Source organism: Thauera sp. (genome assembly GCF_034003485.1).
GTDB lineage: Bacteria > Pseudomonadota > Gammaproteobacteria > Burkholderiales > Rhodocyclaceae > Thauera.
Genome location: NZ_JAVEYL010000002.1, coordinates 124,457 through 145,653, shown reverse-complemented (window position 1 = coordinate 145,653; position 21,197 = coordinate 124,457). Strand labels below are relative to the sequence as shown.

The following is a 21,197-nucleotide window of genomic DNA, read 5'->3' as shown; positions in this document are numbered from 1 at the left end:
TTAGAATGATTTTATGGGCACCCGAAAACAAGATGATCTCGTTCTGGAGCAGCAACGGACACGCACCCGTCCGCCACCGCTGTTCAAGGTTTTGCTGCTGAACGACGATTACACGCCGATGGACTTCGTCATCGTCGTCCTGCAGAAATATTTCGGCATGGATCGCGAACGTGCCACGCGAGTCATGCTCCAAGTCCACAGAGAGGGCATGGGGGTATGCGGCGTCTTCCCAAGGGACATCGCCACGACCAAGGTAGAGCAGGTCACCTCGTTTGCTCGTCAGCATCAACATCCGCTGGCATGCGTGATGGAGGAGAATTGAATGATCGCGCAAGAGCTTGAAGTCAGCCTGCACATGGCTTTCGTCGAGGCACGTCAGAAGCGCCACGAGTTCATCACCGTGGAACACCTTCTGCTTGCCCTGCTGGACAATCCTTCCGCCGCGCAGGTGCTGAAGGCGTGTGCCGCAAATATCGACGAACTCCGCCGCGAGCTGAGCAGCTTCATCGATGAACACACCCCGCGCATCGAAGGCACGGACGAGATCGACACCCAGCCCACGCTGGGTTTCCAGCGTGTTATCCAGCGCGCGATCCTGCACGTCCAGTCCTCGGGCAAGAAGGAAGTCACCGGCGCCAACGTGCTGGTGGCGATCTTCGGCGAGAAGGATTCGCACGCGGTGTATTTCCTGCAAAAGCAGAATGTCTCGCGCCTGGACGTGGTGAATTTCATCTCCCACGGCATCGCCAAGGCACCGCCACAGGGCGCTGCGCCACAGGGGCGCAGCGAATCCGAGACAGGCGAGCAGGAGCAGGAAGAAAAGCAGGCGGGCGGAGCGCTCGAAAGCTACACGCAGAACCTCAACCAGCAAGCCCTGGTCGGCAAGATCGACCCGCTGATCGGCCGCGAGAAGGAAGTCGAGCGCGTCATCCAGACCCTGTGCCGGCGGCGCAAGAACAACCCGCTGCTGGTCGGCGAAGCCGGTGTCGGCAAGACCGCGATCGCCGAGGGTCTGGCGCGCCGGATCGTCGAGGGTCGGGTGCCCGAGATCCTGGAAAATGCGCAGGTTTTCGCGCTCGACATGGGCGCGCTGCTCGCCGGCACCAAGTACCGCGGCGACTTCGAGCAGCGCCTCAAGGCCGTGCTCAAGCAGCTCATCGAGAATCCCAACGCGATTCTTTTCATCGACGAGATCCACACCCTGATCGGTGCAGGCGCGGCATCGGGCGGTACGCTCGACGCGTCCAACCTGCTCAAGCCGGCGCTGTCCTCGGGCCAGTTGAAGTGCATTGGCGCGACCACCTACAACGAGTTCCGCCAGATTTTCGAGAAGGACCACGCGTTGTCGCGGCGCTTCCAGAAGATCGACGTGGTCGAGCCCTCGGTAGCCGAGACGGTCGAGATCCTCAAGGGGCTCAAGAGCCGCTTCGAGGAGCACCATGGCATCAAGTACAGCAGTTCGGCGCTGTCCAGCGCAGCCGAGCTGTCGGCCAAGTTCATCAATGACCGTCACCTGCCCGACAAGGCGATCGACGTGATCGACGAAGCCGGCGCGGCGCAGCGCATCCTGCCCAAGTCGAAGCAGAAGAAGACCATCGGCAAGAACGAGATCGAGGAGATCGTCGCCAAGATCGCACGCATCCCGCCGCGCTCGGTCTCCAACGACGACAAGGCAGCGCTGAAGACGCTCGAGCGCGATCTCAAGAATGTGGTGTTCGGCCAGAACGCCGCGATCGAAGCGCTCGCGAAGGCAATCAAGATGTCGCGCTCGGGCCTCGGCAATCCGCAGAAGCCGATCGGCTCCTTCCTGTTCTCCGGCCCCACCGGCGTCGGCAAGACCGAGGTCGCACGTCAGCTCGCCTACACGCTGGGCATCGAACTGGTGCGCTTCGACATGTCCGAGTACATGGAACGGCACGCGGTCAGCCGCCTGATCGGCGCACCCCCGGGCTACGTCGGTTTCGATCAGGGCGGCCTGCTGACCGAGCAGATCACCAAGAAGCCGCATTGCGTGCTGCTCCTCGACGAGATCGAGAAGGCGCATCCGGACATCTACAACATCCTGCTGCAGGTCATGGACCACGGCACGCTGACGGACAACAACGGCCGCCAGGCCGACTTCCGCAACGTGATCATCATCATGACCACCAACGCAGGTGCCGAATCCATGCAAAAGTCGGTGATCGGCTTCTCCGCCAAGCGCGAGCCTGGCGATGAGATCGCGGACATCAAGCGCCTGTTCTCGCCCGAGTTCCGTAACCGCCTGGATGCGATGATCTCGTTCAAGGCCCTGGACAACGAGGTCATCCTGCGTGTGGTCGACAAGTTCCTCATGCAACTCGAAGCCCAGTTGCACGAGAAGAAGGTCGAGGCCCACTTCAGCGACGACCTCAAGGCCTGGCTGGCCGAGAAGGGGTTCGACCCGCTGATGGGCGCGCGCCCGATGGCCCGCCTGATCCAGGACACGATCCGCTCGGCACTGGCCGACGAGTTGCTGTTCGGGCGGCTGGTCAATGGCGGCAAGGTGACCATCGACCTCGACGAGGACGACAAGGTGAGGCTGGTGTTCGAGGAGACCGAGACGGCGACCGTCTGACCCGACCCTCGCCCCATCCTCCCAACGGCATGCCTCCGGCAACGAGGTATGCCGTTGCTTCGTCTACGTCATGTACGCACCCAGAAGGCATGCGACGTACCGCGCGCCTGCAGCGCCGGTGTGGCGCCTCGTTTATCATGCCGGCACCCGCGCCATCCACCCGGCGCATTGAGCCCATCGAGGAGACGCCATGCCCATCCAGACTGCAGATCTTTGCGACAACCACGAAGACAAGCTCGCCGTCGTCGCCCCCATGTTTTCCAGCTATGGCGGACGCCCGGCCTTCGGCGGGCCGATGTCGACGCTGAAGATCTTCGAGGACAACTCCCTCGTGCGCAAGGCGTTGGAGAGCCCCGGCGACGGCCGCGTGCTGGTGATCGACGGCGGCGCCTCGATGCGGTGCGCAGTGGTTGGCGATCAGCTCGCCGAGCTGGCAGTCAAGAACGGCTGGGCCGGCATCATCGTGTACGGCTGCATCCGTGATTCGAAGGCGATCGGCGAGATGGACCTGGGCGTGTTCGCGCTCGGCACCCATCCCAGGAAGACGGTCAAGCGCAATGTCGGCGAGGTCGACATCGCGGTGACCTTCGGCGGCGTCACCTTCCATCCTGGCCACTACGCCTACGCCGACGAGGACGGAGTCGTGCTGAGCGCAACACCGCTGCTCTGAGACACGACGGCCGCCATCTCGCATCGACGCGCTCGCAAGCGCGGGCGTCGTGCGCTCGCACCGTGCGCGGCGAATTCGATTGCAATGCAGCACACTCAAGCGCCGATGTCGTTTCACAAAGGTCTTCTGAGTTTCGCATCGCAAAACGAACAACACAGTACTTTGATTTAAAATAATAATATTTTTTCTTATGTCTTATATAAGACATATTGCTGCTGCGCGGAATGCCTCCTATACTCTCATCCCATCTGCAGCGTTTTTCTCCCTCGAAGACTCTGCAGCCGGAACACCGCGAGCGATGCCTGAACCCGCCGCGATGGTTGACCCCCTTCTGCACTGAAAAGGACGCATCATGACTCTGACCCGCGAACAGCAAATCGCCGCTCTGGAAAAAGACTGGGCCGAAAACCCCCGTTGGAAAGGCATCAAGCGCGGTTACGCCGCCGCTGACGTCGTCCGCCTGCGTGGCAGCCTGCAGCCCGAGCACACCTTCGCCCAACGCGGCGCGAAGCTGCTGTGGGAGCGTGTCAATGGTGGCGCCAAGAAGGGTTATGTGAATGCCTTCGGCGCGATCACCGCAGGTCAGGCCATGCAGCAGGCCAAGGCCGGCCTGGAAGCCGTGTATCTGTCCGGCTGGCAGGTCGCCGCCGACGGCAACACCTCCGAGACCATGTACCCCGACCAGTCGCTGTACGCCTACGACTCGGTGCCGACCATGGTTCGTCGCATCAACAACACCTTCAAGCGCGCAGACGAGATCCAGTGGTCGCGTGGCATCAACCCGGGCGACAAGGAATACATCGACTACTTCCTGCCGATCGTCGCCGACGCTGAAGCCGGTTTCGGCGGCGTGCTGAACGCCTTCGAACTGATGAAGAACATGATCGCCGCCGGTGCCGCCGGGGTGCACTTCGAAGACCAGCTCGCTGCAGTGAAGAAGTGCGGCCACATGGGTGGCAAGGTGCTGGTGCCGACCCAGGAAGCGATCGAGAAGCTGATCTCGGCCCGCTTCGCCGCCGACGTCATGGGCGTGCCGACGCTGATCCTGGCCCGTACCGACGCCGAGGCCGCCAACCTGATCACCTCCGACCACGACGCCAACGACAAGCCCTTCCTCACCGGTGAGCGCACCCAGGAAGGCTTCTACCGCGTCAAGAACGGCCTCGAGCAGTCGATCAGCCGCGGTGTCGCCTACGCGCCCTATGCCGATCTGGTGTGGTGCGAGACCGGCACGCCCGACCTCGGTTTCGCCCGCGAGTTCGCGCAGGCCGTGCATGCCGCCTGCCCGGGCAAGCTGCTGTCGTACAACTGCTCGCCGTCCTTCAACTGGAAGAAGAACCTGGACGACGCCACCATCGCCAAGTTCCAGGACGAGCTGTCGGCGCTGGGCTACAAGTACCAGTTCATCACCCTGGCCGGTATCCACATCAACTGGTTCAACACCTTCAAGTTCGCCCACGCCTACGCCCGCGGCGAAGGCATGAAGCACTACACCGAGATGGTTCAGGAACCCGAATTCGCCGCACGTGAGCAGGGCTACACCTTCGTGTCGCACCAGCAGGAAGTCGGTGCCGGCTACTTCGACGACGTGACCACCGTCATCCAGGGCGGTTCGTCCTCGGTGAAGGCACTGACCGGCTCGACCGAAGAAGAGCAGTTCCACTAAGAAGCAGCTTCCCTCCATACGGAGGCGACGACAGAAAGGCCACCCCGAGGGGTGGCCTTTTTTCATGATTGAGGCGAATCGATCAGCCGCGACCCGGTCCCATGCCGCTGCCGTCGCGCGGGCCGCCGCCCTTGCCCTCACGCATCCCATCTCGCATGCCGCGATCGCCCTTGCGCCCCATCTTCTGGAACTCGGCGTCGAACACGGTCTTCTGCGCATCACCCAGCGTGGCGTAGAAGATCTCGACCGACTTGCGTGCCTCGCCCATCTCGGCCTGGCGCAGCTTGCTCATCTCTTCCATGCGCTGCATGCGCTCGATCGCGGTCTTCGGCTGGCCCGCGGCACGACGCTCGGCCATCATGGTCGCCATGCGCTCGGCGCGCGCCTTCATGTCGGTCTTGAAGCTCTCGAAAGCGGGCTTCTGCTCGGGGGTGAGCGCCAGTGCGAGCTCGAGGCGGGCCATGTGCGCCTCGGCACGTTCGGCCATCTTCGCCTTCATCTGCTCCGGCTCCATCTGCGACCAGCCCGACTTGCCCCCACGCGGGCCGTCGCAATGACCGCCCCATGCGAGCGCAGCGGTACTGCCAATGGCGCCAGTGGCGATGACGGCGGCGGCGATCGAAGTCTTGATCCAGCTTTTCATGATGACTCTCCTGTGGGTTTGCATTCTGCGTTGCCCGTCGGTTCGGGCGACGGAGCCATTACAGCACCGCGGTGTAAGCCGGGTTTGTCTGCCAGCCCACGTTTTGCAGCTTCGTGTCTCGCCACGGCCTGCAGATACGCTGGGATACAAAGCCACCCTCCCCTGCCCTTAAGATGCGAGCCATGGAGAGCCGCACATGAACCCTTCCGCCGACCACATCCTGATCGTCGACGACGACCGCGACATCCGCCAGTTGCTCGCCGACTACCTCGAGAAGCAGGGCCTGCGCTGCACCACCGCCGCCGACGGGCGCGAGATGAAGAGCGCGCTCGAGCAGCACCGCATCGACCTGATCGTGCTCGACGTGATGATGCCGGGCGACGACGGCCTGACCCTGTGCCGCAACCTGCGCGCCAGCGGCAGCGCGCACGCCGGCACGCCGATCCTGATGCTGACCGCACGCGGCGAGGACATGGACCGCATCATCGGTCTCGAGATGGGCGCCGACGACTACCTGGCCAAGCCCTTCGTACCGCGCGAACTCTTCGCCCGCATCCGCGCGGTGCTGCGCCGCACGCGCGCGCTGCCGCCCAACCTCGACGCAGCACCCCCGGCCAACGCGCGTGAACTGCGCTTCGCACAGTGGCGGCTCGACACCGTCAACCGTCATCTGGTCGCCGAGGACGGCAGCGTGGTCGCCTTGTCGGGCGCCGAATACCGCATGCTGAGCGTGTTCCTGGCGCACCCGCAGAGGGTCTTGTCGCGCGACCAACTGATGGAGCTCACCCAGGGCCGGGAGGCCGATGTCTTCGACCGCTCGATCGACCTGCTGGTGAGCCGGCTGCGCCAGCGGATCGGTGACAACGCGCGCGAGTCGATGATCATCAAGACCGTACGCAACGAAGGCTACGTGCTTGCCGCGGACGTCAGCGTGATCGCCCCCGAAGAGCGCTCCCGCCCATGAGGCTGCCCGTGCTGCGCCGCCTCGTTCCGCCGAGTCTTTTCGCCCGCCTGATGCTGATCTGGCTGGGCGGCATGGCGCTGGTGCTGGCAGTCAGCCTTGCGCTGTTCATCGGCGAACGCGAACGCATCGGTACCACCGCCCTGTTCGAGGGCGTCGCCCAGGAGATCGCCGCCGCGGCCGACCTGCTCGACAGCATGTCGCCGCCGGAACGCGAACGCTGGATCGACGAGATCGGCCGCCGCCGACTGCGGCTCAGCCTGCGCCCGCCGCGCGATCACCTGCGCCCGCTCGCCGCAGATCACCCTCTGCACACTGCGATGCGCACAGCCATGCCGCAGCGCCCCGCCACGCTCTACACCCATCCGCGTGACGACCGCCCGCACCCTGGGCTGCTGGTGGCACTGCCACTGGCCGATGGCACACCGCTGCAAGTGCGCCTGCCCGGCATCCCGCCGGCGTTGCATCGGGTGCCGCACCAGCCCGGCCCCTTCTTCGCCGCACTTGCGGCACTGGTGCTCGGTGTCGGCCTGCTCACCTGGGTTGCGGTCCGGATCGCCACCCGGCCCCTGTCGCGCATGGCCGCCGCTGCACGCGCGCTGGGCGAAGACCCCGGGCGCGAGCCGATGGACACCGCCGGCCCCACCGAGGTTGCCCAGGCCGCCGCGGCCTTCAACCAGATGCAGCGCCGCATCGTCGAGCACGTCACCGAACGCACACGCATCCTTGCTGCGATCTCGCACGATCTGCAGACTCCGATCACCCGCTTGCGCCTGCGTGCCGAACTGGTCGACGACGACGCGCTGCGCGCCCGCATCCAGTCCGACCTCGATGCCATGCAGGGGCTGGTGAAGGAAGGCCTGGCCTACGCGCGCAGCCTGGACGAACGCAGCCCGTCGCAGGCGATCGAGCTCGGACCGCTGCTGCAGGCGCTGGCGCAGGACGCGCAGGACATGGGGTGGACGGTGCGCGTACCCGAAGATGCGCAGGGCCGCGTCCTGGGCAGGCCTTCAGCGCTGCGCCGGGCGCTGTGGAACCTGATCGAGAACGGCGTGAAATTCGGCGGCGAAGTGGACGTCGAGCTCGCCGCGACCGCGGACGGCTTCGATATCCGCATCCGCGACCACGGTCCCGGCCTGGCAGAGGATGAGCTGGAGAAAGTGTTCGAGCCCTTCTACCGTACCGAGTCCTCGCGCAATCGGGAGACCGGCGGCACCGGGCTCGGGCTTGCGATCACGCGCAACCTGCTGCGCAGCCAGAATGGCGAGGTCAGCCTGCGCAATCACCCCGCTGGCGGGCTGCTCGCCACGGTGTCGCTGCGCGCCAGATAGCGCACGGGCAGGGCATCGCGGCTGGAAACGACGGTCGAGTTGCCAGTGCGTCGCAATCGCGTCCGCCCCCGGCCCGGGAAAGCCGCCAGGGAGAGCGGCAACCCGCAAACGCCACGATATGGTTCAATGCGCATCCGTATCGTTGCAACGCAGCAATCGCCATGCCCGCCTTCTGGATGATCGTCTCCTGCTTCCTGTTCGCCTGCATGGGCGTGTGCGTGAAGCTGGCTTCGAGCGACTTCTCGACCGGCGAGATCGTGTTCTGGCGCGGCATCGTCAGCATGGCGATGATGGTCGGGCTGGCGCTGAGCCGTGGCATCGCCCTGCGCACGCCGCACTGGCGCATGCATCTGTCGCGCAGCATCTCCGGCTCGTCCGCCCTGGCGTGTTACTTCTTCGCGATCGGCGCACTGCCGCTCGCGACTGCAGTGACGCTCAACTACACCTCTCCGCTCTTCGTCGCGCTGCTGCTGGCGCTGTTCTTCCGCGAGCGCTTGAACCCGATCGCCTACGCTGCGGTGCTGATGGGCTTCGCCGGCGTCGTCGTCCTGCTTCGCCCCACGCTGCAGCCCGAGCAATGGCTGGGCGCGGCGGCTGGACTCAGCTCGGGCGCAATGGCGAGCGTGGCCTACATCAGCCTGCGCGAGCTCGGCCGCAAGGGCGAACCGGAAGTGCGCACGGTGTTCTGGTTCTCGCTGATGACCGCGACCATCGGCCTGGCCTGGAGCCTGTTCAGCGCCATCCACCTCCCCGACCTTCCCCAGTTGGCGACCTTGATCGGTGTCGGGCTGTTCGGCGGACTCGCCCAGCTCGCGATGACGCGCTCCTACCGCTACGGCCGCACCGTCGTCTCCGCCAATCTCAGCTATGCGACCGTGGTGTTCGCCAGCCTGTTCGGCATGCTGCTGTGGGGCGAGATCATGCCGGCGAGCTCCTGGCTGGCGATCGCGCTGATCGTCACCGGCGCCATCGTCGTATCGCTGAGCACACGCAAGACCGACTGATCCTTCCCCACGCAGAGTCGGCACAATGCAGGCGCAACGCGGGCGCGATTGAGCCGGGCCCGCGTCCGGACTATAGTTGCTGCATCCCGGCCCATTCACTGGAGGCTGTCATGATCAGCACCGAGAACACCGAGAAGATGGTTGCCCTTACCGTCTTCGGCGAATTCACCCTGGCCGACTACAAGGAATTCGAAGATGTGGTGAACTACCACATCCAGTTCGAAGGCCAGGTAGACCTGCTGTTCGATCTGCGCCAGATGGTCGGCTTCACGCTCGACGTGGCATGGGAAGAGATCAAGTTCTCGCGCCAGCACGCCGGGGATTTCCGCCGCATCGCCGTGCTCACCGAAGACCAGTGGCTGACCTGGAGCGCATGGGTATCGCAGCTCTTCGTGACCGCCGACGTCAGGGTGTTCGACGACGAGGACGAAGCCCGCGCCTGGCTTGCCGCCGACGAAGCGGCAGAAGCCGCGCAGTGATCGCCTCGCGGTGAGCGTCCTGCCATGAGCGCCTCCTACTCGACGCTGATCGGCGCGATGGAGTTCGCCCAGCGCACGCACGATCCGGACTGGATCGTGATCGATTGCCGCTTCGATCTCGCCGATTCCAGTTTCGGCCGCCAGGCCTATGCAACTGGCCACTTGCCCGGCGCCTTCTTCCTCGACCTCGACGAAGACCTCTCGGGCACGAAGACCGGCACCAACGGGCGCCATCCCCTTCCCGACCCGGCGCAGCTTTCGGCGCGCCTGGCCGCCTGCGGCGTCGGCAACCATACCCAGGTCGTGGTCTACGACGACGCCGGCGGGATGTTCGCTGCCCGCCTGTGGTGGCTCCTGCGCTGGTTTGGCCATCATCGCGTCGCGGTACTCGACGGCGGCCTGCAGGCCTGGCTGGCGGCGGGGCAGGCGCTCGACGAGGCGCTGCCGGAAGCCCGGCCCACGACGTACTCGCTTGCGCTGCGTGCGGATCGGGTGGATGCGCAATACGTGCGCCAGCACCTGGGCCAGCCCGACATGGTGCTGATCGACGCGCGTAGCCCGGACCGCTTCCGGGGCGAAAACGAGATGCTCGACCCGGTCGGCGGACACATCCCGGGCGCGATCAACCGCTTCTTCCGCGACAACTTCGACGCCCACGGCTGCTTCAAGCAGGCCTCGATATTGCGCGAGGAATTCGGTGCTCTGCTCGGCGCGCACAGCCCGCGGCAGGTGGTGCACCAGTGCGGCTCCGGCGTCACCGCCTGTGTGAATGTGCTGGCGATGGAGGCGGCGGGGCTGTCGGGCTCCCGGCTCTACGCCGGCTCCTGGAGCGAATGGTGCGCAGATCCCTCGCGGCCGGTGGCGCACGGCCCGGCCTGAGTCAGGGCGCGGACCTCTCCCCCAACACCGGGACGGGTGGGCAGCGCTGAGTCGGGGAATGCCTCACCAGTCAACCTTCTCCACCGCCCCGAGCGAACGCCCCAGGAAGCGCTCGCCGATGGTCTGGAAGCGCAACGGTACGTCGCTGACCACGAAGCGGTAATCCGCCGGCCCGCCGCTCGTGCGCGCAAGGCCCGCTTGCTGCAGGCGCTCCGCGGCGAACTCTGCGGTAGTCACTGCTGAATCGATCAAGCGCACCGCCGGCCCGGCCACTTCGCGCAGCAAGGGCTTGAGCAGCGGGTAATGGGTGCAACCGAGCACCAGGCTGTCGACCTCCTCGGCGAGCACAGGCCGCAGGTATTCCTGTGCGGTGAGGCGCGTGACCTCATGGTCCAGCCAGCCTTCTTCCACCAGCGGCACGAACAGCGGGCAGGCCTGCGAGTACACCCGAACGGTAGGATCAAGCTCGTGCATGCGGCGAGCGTAGGCGTTGCTGTTGATCGTGGTCGGAGTGCCGATCACCCCGATCCGCCGCCCGGTCGAGGCGGCCACCGCTGCGCGCGCACCGGCTTCGATCACATCCAGTACCGGAATGCCAGCGGCGAGCCGATGCACCACCTCGGCTGCGACCGCGGCCATGGTGTTGCAGGCGATGATCAGCATCTTCACGTCGCGCTGGAGCAGGAACTCGGTGATCTGCGCGGTGAAGTGCTCGATGGTGGCGACCGACTTCACGCCGTAGGGCACGCGCGCGGTATCACCGAAATAGACGATGCTCTCCAGCGGAAGGCGCTCCATCAGCGCACGCACCACGGTGAGCCCGCCGACGCCCGAGTCGAACACCCCGATCGGGCGCGAGGCTGCAGCCGCACTCATCGCCCGGCTCCGCAGCAGAAACGGCACTCGGTCAAAGCAGCACCACCGAGGCGAACTTGCGCTTGCCGACCTGCAGCACCACGGTCTCGCCAGCGCGCAGCACGAGACCCTTGTCCTCGGCGCGCTCGCCGTTGATGCGCACCCCGCCCTGCTCCACCATGCGCATCGCCTCCGAGGTGGTGGCGGTGAGGCCCGCCTGCTTGAGCACCTGGAACAGCGGCAGGCCGTCGGCACCGACATTCACATTGACCTGCGGGATATCGTCGGGGATCGCGTTGCGCTGGAAGCGCGCCTCGAAGTCGGCGAGTGCGTCTTCTGCCGCGCGCTGGCCGTGGAAGCGGGCGACGAACTCCTGCGCCAGCAGGACCTTGACGTCGCGCGGGTTGCGTCCGCCATCGACTTCGGCGCGCAGTTGCGCGATCTCGGCCGTGGAGCGGAACGACAGCAGCTCGTAGTAGCGCCACATCAGCGTGTCGGACACCGACATGGTCTTGCCGAAGATCTCCTTCGCCGGCTCGGCGATGCCGATGTAGTTGCCGAGCGACTTCGACATCTTGTTCACGCCGTCCAGGCCCTCGAGCAGCGGCACCATCACCACGCATTGCGGTTCCTGGCCGTAGTGCTTCTGCAGCTCGCGGCCCATCAGCAGGTTGAAGCGCTGGTCGGTGCCGCCGAGCTCGACGTCGGCCTTCATCGCCACCGAGTCGTAACCCTGGCAGAGCGGGTAGAGGAACTCGTGGATTGCGATCGGCTGGTTGTTGCCGTAACGCTTGGCAAAGTCATCGCGCTCGAGCATGCGTGCCACGGTCTGCAGCGAGGCGAGGCGGATCATGCCGGCCGAACCCAGCCCCTCCATCCAGCTCGAATTGAAACAAATTTCGGTCTTTTCCGGATCGAGGATCTTGAACACCTGGTCCTGGTAGGTCTTCGCGTTCTCCATGATCTGCTCGCGCGACAGCGGCGGGCGGGTGGTGTTCTTGCCGCTCGGGTCGCCGATCATGCCGGTGAAGTCGCCGATCAGGAACTGGATCTGGTGACCGAGCTCCTGGAAGTGGCGCATCTTGTTGATCAGCACGGTGTGACCGAGATGCAGATCGGGCGCGGTGGGGTCGAAGCCGGCCTTCACACGCAGGGGACGGCCGCGCTTGAGTTTCTCGACCAGTTCGGCCTCGATCAGCAGGGCGTCGGTGCCGCGCTTGATCAGGTCGATCGCCGTCTGGACATCAGTCATTCAATTTCTCCAAAAATACCTTCCCGATCAGCGGGCCAACTTTGCTACACTTGCGCGAAATTTTCTTACGCATTCAAGCCCTGTGAGCACATGAACGCCAGAAAGACCCGGATTCTAGCCGATCTGCCGGCCCATCTCCTCTCCCGTCCCCGCACCTGGATCGCCGCCGGCGTGACCGGGTTGTCGCTGATGGGCGTGGTGGCCGCCACGGCCGTTGCACCCGACACCGTACCCGCCGACATCCTGTTCGAGCGCGTGGTCCAGACCCTCCCTGCCCCGGTCGCCAGCATCGCAAGCACGGAAGCCGTACTGCCCTTCGTCTACAACGAGCGCATCCTGGCCGGCGACACGCTGCAGGCCGTTTTCAATCGTCTTCGCATCGACGATACCGAAGCGCTGGCCTACATTTCTGGTACCGACGCTGGAAAACGGGCGATTCGCCAGCTGCGTGCCGGTCGATCGGTCACCGCCGTGGTGTCGCCCGAAGGCAGGGTGATGTCCTTCAGCCTGCCTATCGGCAACACCACCGAGCAGGTGGTGGTCGAGCGCGGGGAGTCCGGACTGGCGCTGCGCGAGGCGTCCAACTCAACGCAGACCGCCATGGTGGAGATGCGCTCGGGGACGATCACGCATTCGCTTTTCGGTGCCACCGACGCCGCAGGACTGCCCGACAACGTCGCCACCCAGCTCGCAACTATCTTCGGCACCTGGATCGACTTCCACGCCGACCTGCGCAAGGGCGACCGCTTCAATGTCGTATACGAGGCCGTTTACGAGGAAGGCAACCCGGTGCGCGCTGGCCGCATCCTGGCCGCCGAATTCATCAACAACGGCGAACGTCATGCCGTTGTCCTCTACCGCGGACCGAGCGGCAAGGAGCAGTACTACAGCGACGACGGCCGCAGCCTGCAGCAGGGCTTCCTGCGCTCACCGCTGGAGTTCTCGCGCGTAAGCTCGAACTTCGGCCGCCGCCTGCATCCCATCCATGGCAGCTGGCGCAACCATAACGGCACCGACTTCTCGGCTCCGGTCGGCACCCCGATCATGGCCACGTCCGACGCCACCATCGACTTCATCGGCACCCAGCGCGGCTTTGGCAACCTGATCGTGCTGAAGCACCGCAACAACATCACCACGCACTACGCCCACCTCAACGGCTTCGCCAAGGGCCTCACCAAGGGTCAGAGCGTCAGCCAGGGCGACCTGATCGGATATGTGGGCTGCACCGGCTGGTGCACCGGTCCGCACCTGCACTACGAGGTGCGCATCAAGGACGTGCCGGCGGATCCAATGACGGTCGCGCTGCCAATGGCGGACTCCTTCAACGACAGAGAGCTTGCGGCCTTCCAGCGCAACACCGCGCACCTGCGCCAGCGCTTCGCTCTGCTCAACTACGAGCTCGCCAGCGCAAGATAAGCAGTGGCTCGGGGAGCAACCTAGACAAACGGGGCGCCTTGGCGCCCCGTTTTGCGTTGCTGCGAGAGAAAGTCAGGCGGAAAACGACGAACCGCAACCGCAGGTGCTGGTCGCGTTCGGATTGCGGATCACGAACTGCGAGCCCTCCAGACCTTCGGTGTAGTCGATCTCGGCACCGACCAGATACTGGTAGCTCATCGGATCGACCAGCAACGAAACACCGTTCTTCTCGAACGTGGTGTCGTCCTCGTTCACTTCCTCATCGAAAGTGAAGCCGTACTGGAAGCCCGAGCATCCGCCACCCGACACAAAGACGCGCAGCTTGAGATCAGGGTTGCCTTCCTCTTCGATCAGGTCACGGACCTTGTTGGCCGCACTGTCGGTAAAGACCAGGATTTCGGGGGTTTCGACTTCTGCGTTCATGTTTTCTCCTCTGTAGGGGGGCGTGCCGCGGATGATGCGCCGTCCGTAGCCTAACCGTCAAAATCGGACCGTCGTCCGTGTTGCAAGTTCCCGTCAGGGGCTGACAGGAACGATATCCAGGCCGGCTTCCTCGTCGAAACCGAACATGATATTGAGGTTCTGAATCGCCTGACCGGCCGCGCCCTTGACGAGGTTGTCGATCACCGAGAGCACGACCACGGTCTCACCGCCCTGCGGACGATGGATCGCGATGCGGCACAGGTTCGACGCCCGCACCGAGCGCGTTTCGGGATGACTTCCCGCCGGCATCACGTCTACAAAGGCCTCGCCCGCGTAGCGCCTCTCGAAGACCCCCTGCAGGTCGGATGCATCGACACCCGGCTTGAGGCGGCCGTACAAGGTGGCATGGATGCCGCGGATCATCGGCGTGAGGTGCGGCACGAAGGTCAGGCCGACCTGCTGGCCCGCGGCGAGCGAAAGCCCCTGACGGATCTCGGGAAGATGGCGGTGCCCCGGAACGCCATAAGCCTTGAAGCTGTCGGCCGCCTCGGGGAACAGGGTGTGCACTTCTGCCTTGCGACCAGCACCGGACACGCCCGATTTGGCGTCGGCGATCAGGTGCTCGATATCGACCAGCCCCGCCTCGATCAGCGGCAGGAAACCGAGCTGAACCGCCGTCGGGTAGCAGCCCGGGTTGGCGAGCACGCGTGCGCTGCGGATCTGCTCGCGGTTGACTTCGGGCAGACCGTAAACCGCCTCGGCCACGAGCTCCGGCGCAGCATGCTCCATGCCGTACCACTTCTGCCACTCGGCGATGTCACGAATGCGGAAGTCGGCAGCAAGATCGATCACGCGCACGCCGGCGGCAACGAGTTCTGCCGCCTGCTTCATCGCAATGCCGTTGGGCGTGGCGAAGAAGACCGCATCACACTTTTCGAGCGCAGCATCCTGGGGCGTGACGAACTTGAGGTTCACCCGGCGGCGAAGACTTGGGAACATGTCGGACACAGCCATGCCCGCCTCGCCACGCGAGGTGATGGCCGTGAGTTCGACATCAGGGTGGCGCGCCAGCAAGCGCAGCAACTCGACGCCGGTGTAACCCGTACCGCCTACAACTCCAACCTTGATCATGCTTGCTCCTCGCTACAAAAGACATGAGGCCGCGATTATCGCATTGTCGCGACGCCAGCGCGGTGACCGGAGCGTTGCAACCCATGCCCGAGCGGGATCACCCACCAGTAACCAGGTCCCATTTTGCGGACATTCCCGAGTGCAGCAGAAAGCACAAAAGCCGCCCCGTAGGGCGGCTCCTGCTGGTACGGCATGCAGCGAAAATCAGCGCTTCGAGAACTGCTTGGCGCGGCGGGCCTTGCGCAGGCCAACCTTCTTACGCTCGACTTCACGGGCATCTCGGGTCACGAAGCCGGCAGCACGCAGGTCGCCCTTGAGCTCGGCATTGTAATCGACCAGCGCACGGGTGATACCGTGGCGCACGGCGCCGGCCTGGCCGGACTCGCCACCACCGATGACGTTGACCATGATGTCGAACTTGTCTTCGTTGCCCGTGAGAACCAGCGGCTGACGCACGATCATGCGGCCGGTTTCACGCGAGAAGAACTCGTCCACCGGTTTGCCGTTGACGACGATGTTGCCGGAGCCCGGCTTGATGAACACACGAGCGACCGCGGTCTTGCGGCGGCCGGTACCGTAGTTGTAAGTGACAGCCATTTATCGGCTCCTTCAGATCTCGAGAAGTTGCGGCTGCTGAGCGGTGTGCGGATGCGACGGACCCGCGTAGCACTTCAGCTTCTTCAGCATGGCGTAGCCCAACGGGCCCTTCGGCAACATGCCCTTCACCGCCTTCTCGAGCACGCGCTCGGGGAAGCGCTGCTGGAGCTTGGTGAAGTTGGTTTCGTAGATACCGCCCGGGTAGCCCGAGTGACGGTAGTACTTCTTGTCCTGCGCCTTGTTACCAGTCACGCGCAGCTTTTCGACGTTGACCACGACGATGAAATCGCCGGTATCAACGTGAGGGGTGTAAATGGCCTTGTGCTTGCCACGCAGGCGACGGGCGACTTCGGCGGCGAGACGGCCAAGCACCTTGTCCGTGCCGTCGACAACGAACCAGTCGCGCTTGACCTCGTGCGGCTTGGCGGAAAACGTCTTCATGTGAATCCTCGATCTTTGTCGGGCCGTAGGAGATGGCCGTCAAACGGAAAGCTCGCAATCCTAAGACCAACACCCCGACTGTGTCAATCATTGGATCGCGCTGGCGAACATGCGCGCTGCAGGCAAAAAAAACGCAGTCCAATCGGACTGCGTTAAATCCACACCAAAGGAGGAGGGTGGAGGAGACACCATTTGGATCTGCGCACGCTAAAAACGACTGAAATGCGGCGTCATCGATCCGACCGAGGCACATTATGCAGACTCGAATCGCCTCCGGCAACAGCTTTTTGTGCGACGCAGAACGAAACTTTCGATTTCCTGATTAAGTCTGTTTATTTTTACTCAGGATTATGATTTAAATCAATTTTTCGCCATTAGCCGAGCGCCGGGAGCGATTCGGGAAGTACCCACGTCGATGACCTGGTCATTGTTTTGTGCAATGCAGCACTACGCCTCCGTATTGACGAGCCCGCCTCTGCGGCACGAAGGCATCAACCGCGTGAAACGCCCGACAGTACGGCCGAAACCTCGTCCTCAACGGCCGTGACCGCACCCCATGGTCGTACCCATCTCGCGCTGCGGTAACATCGCCCCCCTCCGCTTACAAACATCTTCGACGGGACCCACCCCAGGGAGCAGACAGGAATGGAATGCACGATCAAATGGCTGGATGGCATGAGCTTCATCGCCGAGACCGGGACCGGACACATGGTCGCAATGGACGGCGCCCCTGAGGCTGGCGGCCGCAACCTGGCGCCGCGGCCGATGGAACTGATGCTGGCCGGCGCAGGCGGGTGTACGGCCTTCGATGTCGTGCTGATCCTCAAACGTGGGCGTCAGGACGTGCGCGGTTGCAGCGTACGACTCGAGGCCGAACGCGCCGACATCGATCCCAAGGTGTTCACGCGCATCCGCTTCATCTACACGATCACTGGCCGCAACCTGAAGCGCGAAACGGTGGAGCGGGCGGTACACCTGTCGGCCGAAAAGTATTGCTCGGCCTCGATCATGCTCGCCAAGACGGCCGAGATCAGCCACGAGGTGGAACTGGTTGACGCCTGACCGCGCTCGTACCGGCGACCGGATGGTCGCCGCCACTCGCGGCTCAGAGGCGGTAGGTCAGCGCGGTCATCACCTGCGCAGCCGCCTTCATCACGGCCTTCGCTGGAGCCGGCAAGTCATGCGCACCAAGGCGCACGGCAGTATCGGCGTGCTCGGCCTCATCCATCTTCATCTGCTCGACGATGGCCCGTGAGCGCAGGTCGGCTGGCGGCAGCGTGTCCAGGTGGCCCTTCAGGTGGTGCTCGACCTGACGCTCGGTTTCGGCCAGGAAGCCGAGGTTCCAGCGGTCGCCGAAGCGCCCTGCGAGCATCCCGATCGCAAGCGCCCCGCCGTACCACAGCGGATTGAGCAGGCTCTTGCGCCCACCGAGTTCGGCGATGCGGTGCTCGGTCCACGCGAGGTGCTCGGTCTCTTCCTGCGCTGCCTGACGCAGGGTGTCGCGGATCGCCGGATCCCGCGACATGATCGATTGCCCCTGGTACAAGGCCTGTGCGCACACCTCCCCGACATGATTCACCCGCATCAGCGCGGCCGCGTGAGCGCGCTCGGCAGCGCTCATCTCGGCATCGGGGATATCCTCCCCGGGCACCGGGCGGACACTGCGTGCGGGCGCGAAAACGGTGCGCAGCGCCTTGTCGAATTCGATGATGGCGTGGTCAATCATTATCGACCTCCGAAGGGACGAGTGAGGTCGCGCCGCTGCTCAAGTAGCCGCAGCGCATGCTTGCGGTCGCGCGGCCCGGCGGGCCCGTCGCAGAAATAGTCGTAGGCGAGCGCCGCGCGCGGACGGTTGTAATTGTTGACGCTGATCGGCTGCCATGCGCTGTTCTTCATCGGCACCCAGGAGCCGTCCTTGCGTCCGCTGGCATAGATCCGACGCTCGCCGGTTGCACAGCGGATACCCTCGAAGGTGACGTTCTCGGCGCCACCGGGCGTGCGCACGACCAGCGTGTAGCGCACCACACCATCCTCTCCGACGCTGACACTCTGTTCGTCAACGAAGAAGGCGTTGGGCGAGGTCGAGCCAATATCGAAGGCGCGCAGCCCGGAAGCCTGCGGCGCGGCGGGCATTTCCGCCGCGCTCTCCTTCCAGTCGGGGTCGGCATCGACGAGCAGTCCCGCAAATGCCGGCGTGGAAAAAGACACGAGGGTCACAAGGCCCGCACGCACAGATTGAACGAGAAGCGAATTCAAGGATGGAAATCTCCGCATAGGGGACGTGTGTGACCTGGCCTGTCAGAGCCGCTATTTATGCAGCGCACCACTTTGCGCACGCCCACCCAGCACCACGCGCACCGGCTCCACCTCGGCCTCAACCTCAGGCAGGCGATAGCTCTCGGGCAAGTCGAAACTGCGCGAGCGAAACAGAACCCGCGCCAGTTCCACCAGCGCCAGTTGATAAACCTGGCGCTTGAACTCGATCACCGCCTCGAGCGGCACCCAATAATGGCTCCAACGCCAGGCATCGAATTCCGGATGCGTGCTCGCGCGCAGACAGACGTCCGAGTCGCGCCCCACCAGTCGCAACAGAAACCAGATCTGTTTCTGTCCACGGTAGGTGTTGCGCCACTCGCGCCGTATCCAGTGCTTGGGCACCTCATAGCGCAGCCAGCCGCGTGTGCGGCCGAGAATCCTGACGTGTTCCGGACGCAGCCCGACTTCCTCGAAGAGCTCCCGGTACATGGCCTGCTCGGGCGATTCGCCGTGCTTGATGCCACCTTGGGGGAACTGCCAGGAATGCTCGCGGATGCGCTTGCCCCAGAACACCTCATTGCGCGCATTGACCAGAATGATGCCGACGTTCGGGCGAAAGCCTTCACGGTCAAGCATGACTAACCTTCAAATTCGGTTGATTGGTCACGATTTTTTCACACTTGCGCATGCATTGAAAGCGCACCATCCGAGTGCATCCACTAAGCTCTGCCTGCACAGCGCATTGCGGGCCGATGCCATGCGCTAGAATCGCGGGCTTGCCCACGCTCCCGGGCTTGTTCTCGTTCCATTACGCCCTACAGTCGAAGATCCTCATGCGCGCCAGTCAGTTCCATCTCTTCACCCTCAAGGAAGCCCCGTCGGATGCGGAAGTCGTCAGCCAGAAGCTGATGCTGCGCGCCGGCATGATCCGCAAGACCGCGGCCGGCATCTACAGCTACATGCCGATGGGCCTGCGCGCGATCCGCAAGGTCGAGACCATCATCCGCGAGGAGATGAACTGCGCCGGCGCGATGGAGCTGATCATGCCGATGATCCAGCCCGCCGAGCTGTGGCAGGAGACCGGCCGCTGGGACAAGATGGGCGCCGAGATGCTGCGCCTGAAGGACCGCCACGAGCGCGACTTCGCGCTCCAGCCCACGTCTGAAGAAGTCGTCACCGACATCGCGCGCCAGGAGCTCAAGAGCTACCGCCAGTTGCCGAAGAACTTCTACCAGATCCAGACCAAGTTCCGCGACGAGCGCCGGCCGCGCTTCGGGGTCATGCGCGGGCGCGAATTCACCATGAAGGACGCCTACTCCTTCGACCGCAGCGAAGAGGCCGCCGGGCGCAGCTACGACCTCATGTTCGCCGCCTACAAGCGCATCTTCGACCGTCTCGGCCTCGAGTATCGCGCGGTGGCGGCCGACACCGGCGCCATCGGCGGCGACCGCTCGCACGAGTTCCAGGTGATCGCCGACACCGGCGAGGACGCCATCGTCTACTGCCCCGACTCCGACTACGCCGCCAACATCGAGCTGGCCGAAGCCGTCTCGCTGCTCGCGCGCCGCGCCGAACCCGCCAGGGCGATGGAAAAGACCCCCACCCCGGGCAAGGCCACCTGCGCGGACGTCGCCGAACTCCTCGGCGTACCGCTGGCGACCACGGTGAAGTCGCTGGTGCTCGCCACCGACGACGTCGATGAGAAGGGCAATCCCGCCGGCGTCACCGTGTGGCTGCTGCTGGTGCGCGGCGACCACGCGCTGAACGAGGTCAAGGCGGGCAAGCTGGAAGGTCTCAAGGCCGGATTCCGCTTCGCTACCGAGGCCGAGATCCTCGAGCACTTCGGCTGCAAGCCGGGCTACCTCGGCCCGATCGGGCTGCTGAAGCCGGTCAAGGTGATCGCCGACCGCACGGTCGCGCACATGGCCGACTTCATCTGCGGCGCCAACGCGGAGGACTTCCACTTCACCGGCGTCAACTGGGTCCGCGACCTGCCCGAGCCCGACCTGGTCGCCGACATCCGCGACGTGATCGAGGGCGACCCCAGCCCGGACGGCCGTGGCGTGCTCGCCATCCAGCGCGGCATCGAGGTCGGCCACGTGTTCTACCTCGGCAACAAGTACTCCAAGGCGATGAACGCCACCTTCCTCGACGAGGACGGCAAGCCCAAGCACTTCGAGATGGGCTGCTACGGCATCGGCGTGACGCGCATCCTGGGCGCCGCGATCGAGCAGAACCACGACGCCCGCGGCATCATCTGGCCACGCGCGATCGCGCCCTTCGAAGTGGTGATCTGCCCGGTGGGCTGGGGGAAGTCGGAGGCGGTGCGCGACGAAGCGCAGAGGCTCTACGACGCGCTCATCGGCGCCGGGGTGGACGCGATCCTCGACGACCGCGACGAGCGCCCGGGCGTGATGTTCGCCGACTGGGAGCTGATCGGCATACCGCACCGCGTCACCATCGGCGACCGCGGCCTGAAGGAAGGCCTGGTCGAATACCAGGGCCGTCGTGACAGCGAGGCCGCCAAGCTGCCGGCGGGCGAAGTGTTCGGCCACGTCCTGGACCGCCTGAAGCTGGGCTGATCACCGGAACCGTCT

The 21,197-nt window shown here is 64.6% G+C and carries 22 protein-coding genes; 12 read left to right on the top strand and 10 right to left on the bottom strand.

All coding sequences use genetic code 11. The features are described from left to right. Positions 1-13: 13 nt before the first annotated feature. The 4 genes from clpS to aceA all read left to right on the top strand — a co-directional run bounded on the left by clpS (position 14) and on the right by aceA (position 4,932). Positions 14-322: an ATP-dependent Clp protease adapter ClpS gene (gene clpS, locus RBT54_RS01875; protein WP_320363545.1), complete on the top strand. Its 309-nt coding sequence runs from the start codon at positions 14-16 to the stop codon at positions 320-322. Then, the gene (clpA, locus tag RBT54_RS01870; protein ID WP_320363543.1) at positions 323-2,596 is read left to right on the top strand and encodes an ATP-dependent Clp protease ATP-binding subunit ClpA; all 2,274 of its coding nucleotides are present in this window, start codon (positions 323-325) and stop codon (positions 2,594-2,596) included. A gap of 190 nt (positions 2,597-2,786) precedes the next feature. Then, positions 2,787-3,266: a ribonuclease E activity regulator RraA gene (rraA, locus tag RBT54_RS01865; protein ID WP_320363541.1), complete on the top strand. Its 480-nt coding sequence runs from the start codon at positions 2,787-2,789 to the stop codon at positions 3,264-3,266. A gap of 352 nt (positions 3,267-3,618) precedes the next feature. Beyond that, a complete protein-coding gene (gene aceA / locus RBT54_RS01860; protein ID WP_320363539.1) occupies positions 3,619-4,932 on the top strand; it encodes an isocitrate lyase in 1,314 nt (437 codons plus the stop codon). 82 nt (positions 4,933-5,014) lie between these two features. On the opposite strand, the gene RBT54_RS01855 is transcribed toward aceA, so the two are convergent. After that, positions 5,015-5,575, bottom strand: coding sequence for a Spy/CpxP family protein refolding chaperone (locus RBT54_RS01855; protein WP_320363537.1), 561 nt, complete (start codon positions 5,573-5,575; stop codon positions 5,015-5,017). A gap of 196 nt (positions 5,576-5,771) precedes the next feature. Here RBT54_RS01855 and RBT54_RS01850 point away from each other — a divergent pair, with 196 nt between their 5' ends. From RBT54_RS01850 to RBT54_RS01830, 5 genes are all read left to right on the top strand, one after another. Then, positions 5,772-6,539, top strand: coding sequence for a response regulator (locus tag RBT54_RS01850; protein WP_320363536.1), 768 nt, complete (start codon positions 5,772-5,774; stop codon positions 6,537-6,539). Next, positions 6,536-7,867: an ATP-binding protein gene (locus RBT54_RS01845; RefSeq protein WP_320363534.1), complete on the top strand. Its 1,332-nt coding sequence runs from the start codon at positions 6,536-6,538 to the stop codon at positions 7,865-7,867. Before RBT54_RS01850 ends, RBT54_RS01845 begins: the two co-directional genes overlap by 4 nt. A 161-nt stretch (positions 7,868-8,028) precedes the next feature. Next, positions 8,029-8,871: a DMT family transporter gene (locus tag RBT54_RS01840; protein WP_320363532.1), complete on the top strand. Its 843-nt coding sequence runs from the start codon at positions 8,029-8,031 to the stop codon at positions 8,869-8,871. Between the two features lie 110 nt (positions 8,872-8,981). Continuing rightward, complete coding sequence (locus RBT54_RS01835) at positions 8,982-9,350, top strand: STAS/SEC14 domain-containing protein (RefSeq protein WP_320363530.1); 369 nt, start codon at positions 8,982-8,984, stop codon at positions 9,348-9,350. A gap of 24 nt (positions 9,351-9,374) precedes the next feature. Next, the gene (locus tag RBT54_RS01830; RefSeq protein ID WP_320363528.1) at positions 9,375-10,229 is read left to right on the top strand and encodes a sulfurtransferase; all 855 of its coding nucleotides are present in this window, start codon (positions 9,375-9,377) and stop codon (positions 10,227-10,229) included. Between the two features lie 63 nt (positions 10,230-10,292). Here RBT54_RS01830 and murI read toward each other — a convergent pair whose 3' ends face one another. Further along, positions 10,293-11,105, bottom strand: coding sequence for a glutamate racemase (gene murI / locus RBT54_RS01825; protein ID WP_320363527.1), 813 nt, complete (start codon positions 11,103-11,105; stop codon positions 10,293-10,295). Between the two features lie 31 nt (positions 11,106-11,136). Beyond that, positions 11,137-12,336 carry a tyrosine--tRNA ligase gene (tyrS, locus tag RBT54_RS01820; protein WP_320363525.1) on the bottom strand — a complete coding sequence of 400 codons (1,200 nt, stop codon included), beginning with the start codon at positions 12,334-12,336 and terminating at the stop codon, positions 11,137-11,139. A gap of 90 nt (positions 12,337-12,426) precedes the next feature. Between tyrS and RBT54_RS01815 the strand changes: the two genes are divergently transcribed. Continuing rightward, positions 12,427-13,752, top strand: coding sequence for a M23 family metallopeptidase (locus RBT54_RS01815; protein WP_320363523.1), 1,326 nt, complete (start codon positions 12,427-12,429; stop codon positions 13,750-13,752). 72 nt (positions 13,753-13,824) lie between these two features. Here the strand turns inward: RBT54_RS01815 and erpA are convergent, their stop codons facing one another. From erpA to rplM, 4 genes are all read right to left on the bottom strand, one after another. Beyond that, on the bottom strand, positions 13,825-14,175 hold the full coding sequence (gene erpA / locus RBT54_RS01810; RefSeq protein ID WP_320363521.1) for an iron-sulfur cluster insertion protein ErpA: 351 nt from the start codon (positions 14,173-14,175) through the stop codon (positions 13,825-13,827). Positions 14,176-14,268: 93 nt separating this feature from the next. Further along, on the bottom strand, positions 14,269-15,306 hold the full coding sequence (gene argC / locus RBT54_RS01805; RefSeq protein WP_320363519.1) for an N-acetyl-gamma-glutamyl-phosphate reductase: 1,038 nt from the start codon (positions 15,304-15,306) through the stop codon (positions 14,269-14,271). 204 nt (positions 15,307-15,510) lie between these two features. After that, complete coding sequence (rpsI, locus tag RBT54_RS01800) at positions 15,511-15,903, bottom strand: 30S ribosomal protein S9 (protein ID WP_320363518.1); 393 nt, start codon at positions 15,901-15,903, stop codon at positions 15,511-15,513. A gap of 12 nt (positions 15,904-15,915) precedes the next feature. Then, entirely contained in the window at positions 15,916-16,344 is a 429-nt protein-coding gene (rplM, locus tag RBT54_RS01795) for a 50S ribosomal protein L13 (protein ID WP_004338133.1), read from the bottom strand. A gap of 645 nt (positions 16,345-16,989) precedes the next feature. On the opposite strand from rplM, the gene RBT54_RS01790 reads away from it, so the two are divergent. Next, on the top strand, positions 16,990-17,406 hold the full coding sequence (locus RBT54_RS01790) for an OsmC family protein (protein WP_320363515.1): 417 nt from the start codon (positions 16,990-16,992) through the stop codon (positions 17,404-17,406). A 43-nt stretch (positions 17,407-17,449) separates the two neighbouring features. Here RBT54_RS01790 and coq7 read toward each other — a convergent pair whose 3' ends face one another. The 3 genes from coq7 to RBT54_RS01775 are packed head-to-tail and all read right to left on the bottom strand — an operon-like array spanning position 17,450 to position 19,236. Continuing rightward, on the bottom strand, positions 17,450-18,070 hold the full coding sequence (coq7, locus tag RBT54_RS01785; RefSeq protein WP_320363513.1) for a 2-polyprenyl-3-methyl-6-methoxy-1,4-benzoquinone monooxygenase: 621 nt from the start codon (positions 18,068-18,070) through the stop codon (positions 17,450-17,452). Next, a complete protein-coding gene (locus RBT54_RS01780; protein WP_320363511.1) occupies positions 18,070-18,600 on the bottom strand; it encodes a CNP1-like family protein in 531 nt (176 codons plus the stop codon). The genes coq7 and RBT54_RS01780 overlap by 1 nt, the downstream gene beginning before the upstream one ends. Positions 18,601-18,651: 51 nt before the next feature. Continuing rightward, on the bottom strand, positions 18,652-19,236 hold the full coding sequence (locus RBT54_RS01775; RefSeq protein WP_320363509.1) for an RNA pyrophosphohydrolase: 585 nt from the start codon (positions 19,234-19,236) through the stop codon (positions 18,652-18,654). A gap of 197 nt (positions 19,237-19,433) precedes the next feature. Here RBT54_RS01775 and RBT54_RS01770 point away from each other — a divergent pair, with 197 nt between their 5' ends. Further along, positions 19,434-21,182 (top strand): proline--tRNA ligase, encoded by a 1,749-nt coding sequence (locus RBT54_RS01770; protein WP_320363507.1) that lies wholly within the window; start codon positions 19,434-19,436, stop codon positions 21,180-21,182. Positions 21,183-21,197: the final 15 nt, after the last annotated feature.